Source organism: Flavobacterium sp. (assembly GCF_013822155.1).
Taxonomy (GTDB): Bacteria; Bacteroidota; Bacteroidia; order Flavobacteriales; family Flavobacteriaceae; genus Flavobacterium.
In genome coordinates, this window is record NZ_PNJW01000010.1 from 23,021 (window position 1) to 36,120 (window position 13,100).

The window sequence follows — 13,100 nt, forward strand, 5'->3', positions numbered from 1 at the left end:
GATTATGAAAACGTGTGATGTTTTAATATCAGGAACCGGAATTGCAGGACTTTCATTGGCTCTTCAGCTTAATGAAAAACGACCTGATTTGAAGATTGTTTTAATGACTAAAAATGAACCTGATGAGACAAATACTTCTTTAGCACAGGGTGGAATTGCAGCTGTTTGCGATCGAATTAGGGATAGTTTTGATGAACATATTCAAGACACTTTAAATGCAGGTCAAGGTAAATGTAATCCAAAAGTGGTAGAAATGGTTATCAAACAAGCTCCACATCGGTTACAGGAATTAATCAAATGGGGAGCAGAATTTGATACCGAAAAAGATGGTCATCTTGCCATGGCTTTAGAAGGCGGACATAGTCATAATCGGGTAGTGCATTACAAAGACAAAACCGGTTGGCATATTCAAGAAGTCTTGTGGGCAAAAATTAAAACTCAACCCAATATTGAAGTGATTCCACATGCTTTTTGTGTTGATTTATTGACTGAAAATCAAGAGGAAGATAAACAAGTAATAGGAATGTCTTATATAAAAGATTCAAATCCTACGATTGATATCATTTTTGCAAATACCATTGTTTTGGCTACGGGAGGAAGCGGACAAGTATTTCAATTTACGTCTAATCCGGAAATTGCCACCGGAGATGGAGTTGCTTTGGCTTTTAGAGCAGGAGCATCTATCAAAGATATGCAATATGTTCAATTTCATCCTACGGCATTATATGAAGAAGATAAAAGCAATTTATTTCTAATTTCTGAGGCAGTCCGAGGCTTTGGCGGATATATTGTCAATAAAAAGGGAGAACGTTTTTTATTTGAATTCGATTCCAGAGGGGAATTAGCTACCCGAGATATTGTTTCAAAAGCCATCACAAACGAGTTAGATAAATCGGGTGATGAATTTGTTTATTTGGATCTTAGGCATTTAAATCAGCAAGAATTTCAAGCTCATTTTCCAACAATTTATGCCCGGTTTATAGAAGTAGGATTATATCCGGAATCAGATTTAATCCCAATAGTTTCTGTAGCTCATTATCAATGTGGAGGTATTGAAGTGAATGAAAACGGACAAACTTCACTTAAAAGTTTATATGCTTTAGGCGAATGTTCTTGTACTGGTTTGCATGGTGCTAATCGTTTGGCTTCTAATTCATTATTGGAAGCATTGGTGTTTTCCTATAATGCATCAGAACGAATAATATTTGAAAATAAAGTTTCTACTAAACGGTACAAACTATCCCAAATCAGAAGTATTGAAACCCATGAGATAATAAGTCCATCTGTGTTGGGTGTTTTTAAGAATAAAGTTAAAAGCTTGATGAATTATAGCGTTTTACACGGGACAGAAGTTGAAAAGCAAGAAGTAATAATTCAACTCACTAAAATTCATTTTGATTTATTAGAATGTGTAGATTATTATTTTCGATGCCGAAACTGTTGTGAACTGGAAAATATGTTACAAACATCTTTAATTATCATGAATCAATCTTTAAATTTTCCTTTATCTAACAACTCAAATTTGAATGACCATGCTTGTATTTGTTAAAAAAAGTAGTGTATTTTCACCAATCAGAATTTTCATTTTTTTAAGTGTTTTGTTTATAATCTATTCTTTTTCTATCTATTTGAAACCATTGCGAGAAAAAGATAATATAAATGTAAAAAATTCCAAACAAGCTGCTGCAGGTAAAGATGTTTGGCAAAAAAACAACTGCCATACGTGTCACCAATTGTACGGCTTAGGTGGCTATTTGGGTCCGGATTTAACCAATGTAACATCAAAACCAGGTTATTCGGAGGTGTTTTTAAAAGCAATAATTAGTAACGGAATAAGTCGGATGCCTGCTTTTGATTTGACAAATCAGGAAATGGAGGACTTACTTGTTTTCTTGCAAGAAATTAATGAAACAGGAACCGCTAATCCACAAGATTACTCTCCACAATTAAACGGAACATTTACATTAGATAATTTAGAATGAAATCAGGAACTTGGCTACTTCGTTTAGCATTACTATTGCTTTTTTTAGGGCTATTATTTGGCTTTTTAGCTTCGTTTGCCTACCGTTTAACCGATGCTAAATCTGGAATATTGGGATTTCTCACTTTGCGACCCTTGCACGTTACCAGTGCCTATTTTGGAGTGGTTTTAGGTGGATTAGGTTGCGTAGCTTTGGCTATTCAAAAAGAATCCATCAAACGCATTTCCTTCCATCTTTTAAAAATACATTTGTTGTTGTGGTTGATCGCTTTAGCAGGAATATTTTACGGCTACTTTACCGGTGATTTTGGAGGTAGGGAGTATTGGGAATTCCAACCCATTTGGGCGTTACCCATTCTGATTTCTTATTTTGTATTTCTACTGTTTTATTTAAAAAATGCCGGTTCCTATAAAAATTGGCCGGTTTATAAATGGATGTGGTTTACCGGACTTGTTTTTTATGCCTTTATTTTTATTGAAAACTACCTTTGGATTTTCCCTTATTTCAAAGAACATTTAATGGCCGATATGACCATTCAATGGAAAGTAAACGGTTCGATTGTGGGAGCTATCAATCAAATGATTTATGGTTTGGCGTTTTATTTAATGACTAAGATTTCAGGTGATGAAAAAATGGCTACGAGTAAATTAGCTTTTGCCATGTACTTTTTAGGATTTTTTAATTTGATGTTTAATTGGGGGCATCACATTTACATTTTGCCCACTGATCGTTACATTCATCATATTTCATATATCGTAAGTATGACCGAATGGATTATTTTAATTCGTATTTTCTACCATTGGAACCAACAATTGAAAGAAAATAAAGCACATTATTACTTTTTTCCTTACCGATTTTTAATGGCTTCTGATTATTGGGTAATGATCAATTTGGCGATTGCTTTATTCATGTCAATTCCCGCTTTCAATTTATACACACATGGCACGCAAATTACCGTTGTTCATGCCATGGGAACAACCATTGGAATTAACACTATGATTGTTTTAGCCGGTGCTTTTTATTTCATTAAACCCGCTTTTGAAAGCTTGAAAGCCTTGAAAAGAATGTCGATACTCTTTTGGACTTCGCAAATAGCTTTGCTTCTTTTTCTTTTTACATTATCCGGAATGGGTATTCAACGAGCCTTGTGGCAAGCCGGAATCACAGAAGGTGTTTTTGGGCAAATGATGCAAAACAGTCGTCCCTGGATGATTGGATTCATCATCACAGGGACGCTTTTGTTTATTAGTTTGGGAAGTGTGGTTTTATATTTACTTTTTTATTCCTTCAAAGGAAAAGTTAATTTCCGATTGCATAAGAGAGATTGATAAATACATTTCGTCCCATTCTGGGAATGTTATTCCAATCGGTAAAAGTTGAATAATACTTATCGAAAATATTTTCAACACCTGCATTGACTAATAATTTCTGTGAAGTCCATTTAAAATTGTAACCGGCAGAAAAATTTAAAATAGCATAATCCGGTGTACTGTTTTCTCCATAATACGGACTGTAATTAGTTTGTGTGGCATTGCCACGAACGTTTATTTCCGTTTGAAACAGATTCTTTTTATACTGAACTTGACTTTGGTATTGCAGCGGACTGATAAAAGGCAGATTTCGTTCTTCGGAATCTTTTCCATAACTGTATTGCAATTTATTATTCCATGTGAGATAATCGGTCAATCGATAATCAAATTGAAATGAACTATGCATTAAATTGGCATACGAAAGTTGATTGTAAATTTTCACTCCACTAGCTCCGATAGTCATGGGTAGTATATTGTTATCCGGTATTCCAATAATATAATCCAATAGATGAAATGCAGAAAAGGTAATGCCGGTTTTTATTTTTTCGTTTTTAAACCAAACATCAAAACTTCCTTCAATCGACTTTTCGTTAGATAAATTTGGATTTCCAATATAATCAAACAAATCAAAACTATTGAAAATATAAAATGCATAACCTTCCGTTACAGAAGGTGCCCGTTCGCCATAGCCGGAACCCACTGAAAAGTTCCAGTTATTGATTTGATGTTTGTATTGCAACGAAATACTTTTCAATAATCGATTCTGTTGGTCGGCCATTTCAGGATAGAAAATTTGTAAACTTTCCAGTCCAAATTCATTCGCAACTTTGTTTTGATGATAGCCAAAAGAACCATTCAATTTTAGCGAGTTATGGCAAGAAAATTCCAATTCATCTTCTAAATAAATACCGTTATAAAGTGTTCGAACATCCGGCCAAGTATACATAAACATGGTATTTTCATTCGGATCGTTCGGATACATAGTCATTTCGGCAATGGAACGATTGTAAAAACCATTCAAATTAAATTGCATATGATGCTTGTTTATGGTTGCTTTTCCTTTTGAATAAAAACCGTAGGTATCACTCCAGCCTGGCATATCCATTCGGATAGGAACATCAGGTCGTTTGGAATCATCCATAAAATGGGTAATGGTGTTGTAATACAACTTATTTTCCCAATGATTGATGAGTCCCGATTTTGGAACTACTTCGTATTTAAAAGAAGTGATTAATGCACGTGCCAACGAAATATCCATTGGTAAAGCTGGATAACCCACATCATTGGCTTCATCAAAAATAACCGAACCTTCAATTAATTTATTTTGAAATTTATAACCGGAAACTATAGAAGCATTCATTTTTTGAAACTGTGAATACATAATTTCTTTATCATTTCCTGCATAATAATTGTCGGCTTTTCGATAGGTTAGATTGGCATCGGCATACAGTGAGCTGTCTTTGTAATGTACCATTCCGCCTAAAATGCGTTGTTTGTTGTTGAATTCAAATCCACTGCTCAAACTTCCGGACCAACCTAAATTGGCTTGATTGCTGCGAAGTCGTTTTAAATCCAATGAACCGCCAATGGTTGGTCCGTGACAACTTCCTTCTTGACCGGATGAAATTGTAGCTTCCGAAAGATTGGAGATTTCTACATACGAAGTTACAGGATCCATTTTATCGGTACAAGCTCCAAATATCCGCATGCCATCAATGGTGACAATCGTTCGCTCAGTTGCCATGTTGTTAATCATGGGTTCCCAAGCATAACTTCCACGTTTAATCATATCTATTCTACCCGATTGTTGAAGGTATTCATCTAAACTAGCTAATGGTTTTACTTGTTTTTCATTTAATTGCGTAGGTTTTCCAATAAGAATTACTTCAGTTAGATTTACGGGCAAAATGCTATCTTTCACTTGTTCTTGTGCCAAACTCAAGGTTGTAGTCAAAAGAACGAATACAACATAAAATTGATTTTTCATGGAAAGGAGTAAAAGGCCAAAAGTTTATATAACTTTTGGCCGTTAATACTGTATTTAAAATTCTATATCAAAATAGATACTACTTTCAGTTGTAGTTTCAGTAATTGCTTCCCCTTTTAAAACTTCATTGGAATCATTTAACAATTGAAGATTAATTTTCCAGTAACCCGTCATGGTTAGTGATAGTTTACCATGATAAAATTCATCAGAGGCAGATTGGGTTAAATCTACATTATTTGGTGAACCATGATTTCCCATGCTCGGCATTCTTGGATCAATTTTAAGTTTGTAGTTATTAACTACCGGAAAGCTCATCATGTTTTCCATTTTAAAAATAAGTGCTGTCATATCGTTTATTGCCACTTTTGGATGATGAGGTTCAACATAGGCAACAATATATTTTGCATTATCTGATCCGGTAAAAGATTTAACTCTCACATCCGTAGATGCAGGAACATCAATAACCGAAGTAGCTGTATAAGCTGCTCCATCAATGGTGTAATCTAATTTTAAATCCCAGAATTCAGTTGCATTTTGAGGCATTTGAAACACAATATAGCCTTCATATAATGTGCCTTCCGGAGTGATTTTTTCAACAGCAGATTTTGGACATGAATGGGTCATCATCATCATATGCATTAGTGGCATCCATTCAATAGAGGCATTTTTAATGTATTCGTTGGTTGAATTGTTTTTAATTCGTAGAGATATTTCGTTGTAACCTTGTTCCAAATAACCAAGATGCGAATACAATTCGATAGTATGTGTGTCGTTAGTAATTTCTTTGAATTTAGTCAAACCATCTAATTCGTTAACCGGTGTTGAATCATCATCAGAAGAACAGGAAGCAAATAAAGCTAGAGCAAAAAGGAAAAATATTTTATAAAGTTTCATTGTAAATTTAATTTTGAGTTATAGAAATAGTAACCACAAGCCCATAAAGCAATGAGTTGGAATTCACCGATTTTATCGGCTTATGGTAAAAATAAAGTACTAGTATTATAGTTGGATTAGAATTTAATCCGGTTTAGAAATTTTAAAATACTAAAAGGAAGATTACACAGTGGGCGGATGAAAAATGCTGGTACTATGTAATCGAAAGTATAGTCTGGAATAAGAAATAGAAACCTGATGTTTTTCAACATAAATTCGATTGAATTTAAATTCAGGAATGGTTTCTAAGAATAATAATTCTAAGGTAATATTACTTTTTGACTCTTGTGAAGCCGGAATATTTTCTTCAGATGCTTTGGCTAACTCTGCTTTTAAATGACATTTACCATTACAATTTAATGCCGGTTTTGCCTTGTTTTCACACAATTCTTTTGAGATATAATCATAATTCACCACATAATTCAAAACCGGAAATATCGGTCTGAATAAAAAGAAGAAGGTGACTATGATAATAAAATATTTCAAAACGAGCTATTAATTTATGGGGCAAAGATAATAGTAAAAAAAACATGATTTGTATGATTGCAATCATAAATTTTCGAATAATTACTCAGGAAATTTGTGTCATAATTTTTAACTTAAATAATATGAACAAATTGTATGCATTAGTATTTGGATTACTCTTATTCATCTCGTGTGGAAAAGATAAAACCAATGCAGGAGAGGATTTCTCAAAGTCTTCTTCAACAGAAACTTCTTCTGAAACATCTTCAGATCCCGCTTCTTATGATCCAAAACGTGGTGAAGGTAAATTTACTACCGTTGATTTGGGAACCGGTTTGGATGTTGCAATGGCTGCAGAAGGTGAAAAAGTAGCCGGCGTAAAATGTATGTCTTGTCACAAATTAACCGATGAACGTTTAGTAGGACCTGGTTGGAAGGGTGTTACAGAACGCAGAACTCCGCAATGGATTATGAATTTTGCTACTAATCCAGACCCAATGATTGACAAAGATCCTGAATTACAAGCCCAATTAGAATTGTGTTTGTTAAGAATGCCTAATCAATCAATTACGGATGATGATGCTAGACATGTTTTGGAATATATGCGTCAAAATGATGGCGTGAAGTAATTTGAATTAATTAAAATCAATATAAATCGAAAGTATATGAAAACAAATTTTTTAAAAATTACTTCTGCAGTAGTTATGATTGCTGCATTCATGGGTTCTTGTAAACCCAAAAATACAAGTGATACAGTTAGTGGAGATGCAGCTCAAAAAGCATACGTTGCTCCAGGTAAATATGACGAATTTTATAACTTTGTTTCCGGTGGATTCAGCGGACAATTAAGTGTTTATGGACTTCCAAGTGGAAGATTATTTAGAGTAATTCCGGTATTCTCTGTTGACCCTGAAAAAGGATGGGGATATAGTGAAGAAACCAAACCCATGTTGAACACCTCACACGGATTTGTGCCTTGGGATGATTTACATCACACCGAAATGTCGCAAACCAATGGTGAAGTTGATGGACGTTGGGTTTTTGGTAATGCCAACAATACGCCTCGTATTGCTAGAATTGATTTAAAAACATTCAAAACCGCTGAGATTATAGAGTTGCCTAACAGTGGTGGAAATCACTCTTCACCATTTATTACTGAAAATACAGAATATGTGGTTGCTGGAACACGTTTTAGCGTACCCGGTGATTATGAAAATGGTGATGTGCCAATCAATACCTATAAAGAAAATTACAAAGGACACATCAGTTTTGTAAAAGTGGGCAAAGAAGGTGAAATGGATATCGCTTTTCAAATTATGACGCCCGGTGTAAACTTTGACTTATCGCATGCCGGTAAAGGTAAATCTCACGGTTGGTTTTTCTTTTCTTGCTACAATACTGAACAAGCCAATACTTTGTTAGAAGTTAATGCTTCACAAAAAGATAAAGATTTCATTATGGCTGTTAACTGGAAAAAAGCAGAAGAGTACGTAAAAGCCGGAAAAGGCAAAAAACAAAAAGTACGTTATGCTCACAATACATGGGATGAGGCTACACATTCTGCAAAATCAGAAATTAAAACAGAAGTTTTAGTGTTAGATGCTGCTGAGTTAAAAGATATTTGCTATATGATTCCTTGTCCAAAATCTCCTCACGGTTGTGATGTGGATCCAACAGGGGAATTCATTATTGGTTCAGGTAAATTAGCTGCATTAATTCCTGTATTCAGTTATGATAAGTTGCAAAAAGCCATCAAAGACAAATCATATGAAGGTGAATATGGAGGAATTCCGGTTTTAAAATATGAATCAGTTTTACATGGTGAAGTGCAAAAACCGGGTCTTGGGCCATTACATACTGAATTTGACGGAAAAGGAAATGCCTATACAACCATGTTTGTATCTTCAGAAGTGGTTAAATGGGATATTAAATCGCTAAAAGTATTAGACAGAGTTCCAACGTATTATTCTGTTGGTCATTTATGTATTCCTGGTGGGGATAGTAAAAAACCATTTGGTAAATATTTAATTGCCTATAACAAAATTACCAAAGACCGTTATTTACCTACCGGACCTGAATTGGCTCAAAGTGCTCAGATTTATGACATAAGCGGTGATAAAATGCAATTGATATTGGATTTTCCAACGATTGGTGAACCTCATTATGCTCAAGCAGCACCCGCCGATTTAATTCGAAACAACGGTCAATTGAAATTCTATAAATTGGAAGAAAATAAACACCCGTATGTCACAAAAGGTGAAAAAGAAGCCAAAGTAGTTCGTGAAGGTAACAAAGTGCATGTTTACATGACATCTATGCGTTCGCACTTTGCACCGGATAATATTGAAGGTGTGTTTTTAGGTGATGAGGTTTATTTTCACGTAACTAATCTAGAACAAGATTGGGATGTACCTCACGGATTTGCAGTAAAAGGTGCCGATAATGGCGAACTTTTAATCATGCCGGGAGAAACCACAACTTTGAAATGGGTTCCGGACAGAGTGGGAACATTCCCATTCTATTGTACCGATTTCTGTAGTGCATTACATCAAGAAATGCAAGGTTACCTCCGTGTATCTCCAAAAGGTTCAAACGTTCCTTTACAATATAGTATAGGTACAAATTTACCGGCTAGTAAATAATTTTATTTATAGGGAGCATCTGTTTCCGGATGCTCCCTTTTTTATCAAATCAAAATGAAAACAATCAAAATATCTTTACTTTCAAAAGTGCTACTTTTGATTGTAACAGGCTTGTTTTTGGGTTCGCTCTATTTTCCAATGTGGCAAATAGATTTAGATGCACCGCAATATCCGGAAGGTTTAAATTTAAAACTTTATGCTAATAAAATTGGAGGTGATGTAGAAATTATTAATGGTTTAAACCATTATATTGGTATGGCAACACTGCATACCGAAAACTTTATTGAATTTAAAATTTTGCCCTATATTATTGGGGCTTTCGGTATATTTGCTTTATTAGCGTCTTTAATTGCTAAGAGAAAATTTGTCGTAGCTTTATTTGTTTCTTTTATACTTTTTACCATTTTAGCAGGTGTCGATTTTTATAGATGGAATTATGAATACGGACACAATTTAGATCCGAATGCTGCAATCAAAGTACCCGGAATGTCTTATCAACCACCACTTATTGGTTATAAACAATTATTGAATTTTGGAGCTTATTCTGTTCCTGATATTGGTGGATGGATGTTAATTGGTAGTGGTTTGTTAATTTTTATTGTATTGACATTAGAATTTAAATGGTACAAAAGGTTTATGAAACCAAAAGCTGCCCTGTTACTAATTCCTATTTTTTTTCTAACAGCTTGCGGAAGCAATGAAGCACAACCAATTAAACTAAATGTAGATGCCTGTGAATTTTGTAAAATGCCTATTTCCGATGGAAAATTCGGTGCAGAAATTCAAACCCAAAAAGGTCGCTATTACATGTTTGATGATATTACCTGTTTAGTGAATTATTGTGAAGAAAATGAATCAACTGAAGTTAGTAGTTATTTTGTGCATGATTATACGCAAAACAATCAATTGATTGATGCTGCCAAAGCTTTTTACATCAGCGGTGGAGAAATTAATAGTCCGATGCATGGGAATATTGCTGCTTTTAACACTTTTTCCGATGCACAGAATTTTGGTGATAAACTAAAAGCCCAAGTCATTAGTTGGAATGAAATTTTAAAATAAAAACGCTATTTAATGCGACTACTTTTCATTTTACTGCTTTGTATTTCTTCTCTTCAAGCTCAAAAGTTAGAAGTGGGAACCAATAAACCGTATAAAACCATCAAACAAGCTTTAAAAGCTTCGAAAGATGGCGATACTGTCTTGGTTCACAAAGGAATTTATAAAGAAGGGAACCTTCGAATAGACAAGAAAATTGTTTTCCTTGGAAAAAATTTCCCGGTTTTAGACGGACAAAAAAAAGTAGAAGTCATTTCAATTCATGCTGATAGTGTAGTTGTAAAAGGATTTAGAGTAATTAATTCCGGTTTTGCAGCCTTAGAAGATCCATGTGGTATTAAAGTTTACAACAAATCTTTTGTACTTATTGAAGGAAATCAATTGGATGATAATTTCTTTGGTATTTATATTCAAAATGGAAGAAATTGTGTGGTTAAAAACAATACCATTATTGCTTACGGAAAAGAAGAACAACAAATTGGAAACGGCATTCACGCCTGGAAAAGCAATGATTTACAAATCATCGGTAACACCATAAAAGGGCATCGAGACGGAATTTATTTTGAATTTGTTTATGATTCAGTAATCTGGCGAAACATCGCGACACATAATATTCGGTATGGATTGCATTTTATGTTTTCTTCTAATGATTCCTATATCACAAATATTTTTAGAAACAATGGGGCAGGAGTTGCAGTGATGTTTTCTAAAAATGTGACGATGATGAATAATTATTTTGATGAAAATTGGGGAACTTCTTCCTATGGACTTTTATTAAAAGAGATTTCTGATAGTTATATTTATACAAACCATTTTAAAAATAACACTTCCGGCATTTATATGGAAGGAACCAACCGCATCAAAATGGAAAAAAATGTATTTGAAGGCAATGGTTGGGCCATGAAAATTCAAGCCAGTTGTATGGACAATGAAATTGTAAATAATAATTTTCAAGGCAATACTTTTGATATGGGAACCAACGGAAGTTTAGTATTAAATACCTTCAACAACAATTATTGGGATAAATATGAAGGTTATGATATCAACAGAGACGGTTTGGGCGATGTTCCTTATCATCCGCTGAGTTTGTTTGCTGTTTTGGTAGAAAAAAACCCTTCCGCTATGTTATTGTTTCGCAGTTTCATGATAACCCTTTTAGACAAATCTGAAAAAGTATTGCCCAGTATCACACCTGATAATTTTGTAGATAATGAACCTTTGATGAAGCCCCTGAAATTATGATAGAAATTAAAAACTTAACTAAAAAATTTGGAAAGTTAAACGTGCTTCATGATGTTTCGCTTTCCTGCAAAAAAGGCGAATGTATTGCTTTAATTGGTCCGAATGGTTGCGGAAAAACCACGTTGATTAAAACGATTTTAGGAATGGTTTTACCGGACAGTGGTTTCATAAAATTTAATAAAAAAAGTATTGTAAAAGAATATTTATACCGTTCATCCATTGGTTATATGCCGCAAATAGGTAGATATCCCGATACTATGACCATTGGTGGTGTGGTTGAAATGATTAAAGCTATTCGAAACACCAACGAGGAATTGGATGAAGAATTATGGCACAGTTTTGAGCTGGATAAAATGGCAAATAAACAAATGCGAACTCTTTCCGGTGGAACTACTCAAAAAGTAAGTGCTACGTTAGCTTTTTTGTTCAATCCTGATGTGTTGATTTTAGACGAACCGACGGCTGGTTTAGATCCGTTGGCATCTGAAATATTGAAAGATAAGATCATCAAAGAAAAAGAAAAAGGAAAGTTAATTTTAATTACGTCGCATTTGTTGAGTGAGTTAGACGATTTGGTTACCGAAATTATTTTTATGCAAGAAGGCAACATTCATTTTCATAAAAAAGTGGATGATTTAAAAACGGAAACCAATGAAACGAAAATTTCTAAAGCCATTGCGAGTATTCTAAAACAAAAGAAATGAACAGAATCATCAAAATTATATTAACCGATATCTTAAAAAACAAAATTGTTTTAGTCTACACTATTGTTTTAAGTCTATTGTCCTGGAGTGCTTTTGGTTTAGAAGACAATAGTGCTAAAGGACTTTTAACGATTTTAAATGTAATTTTATTTACAGTTCCGTTAGTATCTATTTTATTCACAACTATCTATTTATACAACAGTTCCGAATTTATCGAACTGCTTTTGAGTCAGCCCATCAAGCGAAATAAAATTTGGCAAAGTTTATTTTTTGGTTTGAGTGCTTCAATGGTTCTGGCTTTTTTCATTGGAGCAGGTATTCCTTTGTTAATCAATGCACCGAATTCCGTTGGAATGATGATGATTTTAATAGGATGTTTGATTTCGGTAGTTTTTATAGCGTTGGCCTTTTTATGTTCCATTTTAACTCGCGATAAAGCAAAAGGAATCGGATTTGCCATATTAACTTGGTTATATTTTGCTTTACTTTTTGATGGATTAGTATTGTTTTTATTATTTCAACTTTCTGAATATCCCATCGAAAAAGCTATGGTAGCTGTAACGGCTTTTAGTCCGATAGATTTAGCCCGAATTCAAATATTACTTCATTTAGATGTATCGGCTATGATGGGGTATACCGGAGCAATTTTTAAAGATTTTTTTGGAACAACTGTCGGACTATTTGCTTCTTTCGGATTGTTGGTACTTTGGGTAGTAATTCCCTTTTATTTATCGTTGCGAAAATTCATCCGAAAAGATTTGTAATAACCTAATTTG

The 13,100-nt window shown here is 34.1% G+C and carries 12 protein-coding genes; 9 read left to right on the forward strand and 3 right to left on the reverse strand.

Features of this window, described 5'->3' with window-relative positions; genetic code table 11:
* The first annotated feature begins 4 nt into the window (after positions 1-4).
* From nadB to C0512_RS04270, 3 genes are read left to right on the forward strand one after another with little or no spacing between them, the layout of a single operon-like run.
* A complete protein-coding gene (nadB, locus tag C0512_RS04260) occupies positions 5-1,549 on the forward strand; it encodes an L-aspartate oxidase (protein ID WP_290859176.1) in 1,545 nt (514 codons plus the stop codon).
* Positions 1,533-1,982 carry a cytochrome c gene (locus tag C0512_RS04265; protein WP_290859178.1) on the forward strand — a complete coding sequence of 150 codons (450 nt, stop codon included), beginning with the start codon at positions 1,533-1,535 and terminating at the stop codon, positions 1,980-1,982. Before nadB ends, C0512_RS04265 begins: the two co-directional genes overlap by 17 nt.
* Positions 1,979-3,310 carry a cbb3-type cytochrome c oxidase subunit I gene (locus C0512_RS04270; protein WP_290859179.1) on the forward strand — a complete coding sequence of 444 codons (1,332 nt, stop codon included), beginning with the start codon at positions 1,979-1,981 and terminating at the stop codon, positions 3,308-3,310. Before C0512_RS04265 ends, C0512_RS04270 begins: the two co-directional genes overlap by 4 nt.
* Here C0512_RS04270 and C0512_RS04275 read toward each other — a convergent pair.
* From C0512_RS04275 to C0512_RS04285, 3 genes are all read right to left on the reverse strand, one after another.
* The gene (locus tag C0512_RS04275) at positions 3,282-5,279 is read right to left on the reverse strand and encodes a TonB-dependent receptor (RefSeq protein ID WP_290859181.1); all 1,998 of its coding nucleotides are present in this window, start codon (positions 5,277-5,279) and stop codon (positions 3,282-3,284) included. The two genes, C0512_RS04270 and C0512_RS04275, sit on opposite strands and share 29 nt — an antisense overlap.
* Positions 5,280-5,333: 54 nt before the next feature.
* Positions 5,334-6,173 (reverse strand): hypothetical protein, encoded by an 840-nt coding sequence (locus tag C0512_RS04280; protein WP_290859183.1) that lies wholly within the window; start codon positions 6,171-6,173, stop codon positions 5,334-5,336.
* 162 nt (positions 6,174-6,335) lie between these two features.
* On the reverse strand, positions 6,336-6,698 hold the full coding sequence (locus tag C0512_RS04285) for a hypothetical protein (protein ID WP_290859185.1): 363 nt from the start codon (positions 6,696-6,698) through the stop codon (positions 6,336-6,338).
* A 122-nt stretch (positions 6,699-6,820) separates the two neighbouring features.
* On the opposite strand from C0512_RS04285, the gene C0512_RS04290 reads away from it, so the two are divergent.
* Genes C0512_RS04290 through C0512_RS04315 form a run of 6 tightly spaced genes read left to right on the forward strand, consistent with a single transcriptional unit; the run spans position 6,821 to position 13,088 of the window.
* Positions 6,821-7,306: a c-type cytochrome gene (locus tag C0512_RS04290; RefSeq protein ID WP_290859187.1), complete on the forward strand. Its 486-nt coding sequence runs from the start codon at positions 6,821-6,823 to the stop codon at positions 7,304-7,306.
* A gap of 36 nt (positions 7,307-7,342) precedes the next feature.
* On the forward strand, positions 7,343-9,319 hold the full coding sequence (gene nosZ, locus C0512_RS04295) for a Sec-dependent nitrous-oxide reductase (protein ID WP_290859189.1): 1,977 nt from the start codon (positions 7,343-7,345) through the stop codon (positions 9,317-9,319).
* A gap of 54 nt (positions 9,320-9,373) precedes the next feature.
* Entirely contained in the window at positions 9,374-10,381 is a 1,008-nt protein-coding gene (locus C0512_RS04300; protein WP_290859191.1) for a nitrous oxide reductase accessory protein NosL, read from the forward strand.
* 12 nt (positions 10,382-10,393) lie between these two features.
* Entirely contained in the window at positions 10,394-11,620 is a 1,227-nt protein-coding gene (locus tag C0512_RS04305) for a nitrous oxide reductase family maturation protein NosD (RefSeq protein ID WP_290859193.1), read from the forward strand.
* Positions 11,617-12,324, forward strand: coding sequence for an ABC transporter ATP-binding protein (locus C0512_RS04310; protein ID WP_290859195.1), 708 nt, complete (start codon positions 11,617-11,619; stop codon positions 12,322-12,324). Before C0512_RS04305 ends, C0512_RS04310 begins: the two co-directional genes overlap by 4 nt.
* The gene (locus C0512_RS04315) at positions 12,321-13,088 is read left to right on the forward strand and encodes an ABC transporter permease subunit (protein ID WP_290859197.1); all 768 of its coding nucleotides are present in this window, start codon (positions 12,321-12,323) and stop codon (positions 13,086-13,088) included. The genes C0512_RS04310 and C0512_RS04315 overlap by 4 nt, the downstream gene beginning before the upstream one ends.
* The last annotated feature ends 12 nt before the right edge of the window (positions 13,089-13,100 follow it).

What these genes read in the sequence shown, in the direction of transcription:
- C0512_RS04265 (WP_290859178.1), top strand. Translation starts at nt 1,533, where the DNA reads ATGCTTGTATTTGTTAAAAAAAGTAGTGTATTTTCACCAATCAGAATT.
- C0512_RS04305 (WP_290859193.1), top strand. Translation starts at nt 10,394, where the DNA reads ATGCGACTACTTTTCATTTTACTGCTTTGTATTTCTTCTCTTCAAGCT.
- nadB (WP_290859176.1), top strand. Translation starts at nt 5, where the DNA reads ATGAAAACGTGTGATGTTTTAATATCAGGAACCGGAATTGCAGGACTT.
- C0512_RS04315 (WP_290859197.1), top strand. Translation starts at nt 12,321, where the DNA reads ATGAACAGAATCATCAAAATTATATTAACCGATATCTTAAAAAACAAA.
- C0512_RS04300 (WP_290859191.1), top strand. Translation starts at nt 9,374, where the DNA reads ATGAAAACAATCAAAATATCTTTACTTTCAAAAGTGCTACTTTTGATT.
- C0512_RS04310 (WP_290859195.1), top strand. Translation starts at nt 11,617, where the DNA reads ATGATAGAAATTAAAAACTTAACTAAAAAATTTGGAAAGTTAAACGTG.
- C0512_RS04290 (WP_290859187.1), top strand. Translation starts at nt 6,821, where the DNA reads ATGAACAAATTGTATGCATTAGTATTTGGATTACTCTTATTCATCTCG.
- C0512_RS04280 (WP_290859183.1), bottom strand. Translation starts at nt 6,173, where the DNA reads ATGAAACTTTATAAAATATTTTTCCTTTTTGCTCTAGCTTTATTTGCT.
- C0512_RS04270 (WP_290859179.1), top strand. Translation starts at nt 1,979, where the DNA reads ATGAAATCAGGAACTTGGCTACTTCGTTTAGCATTACTATTGCTTTTT.
- nosZ (WP_290859189.1), top strand. Translation starts at nt 7,343, where the DNA reads ATGAAAACAAATTTTTTAAAAATTACTTCTGCAGTAGTTATGATTGCT.
- C0512_RS04275 (WP_290859181.1), bottom strand. Translation starts at nt 5,279, where the DNA reads ATGAAAAATCAATTTTATGTTGTATTCGTTCTTTTGACTACAACCTTG.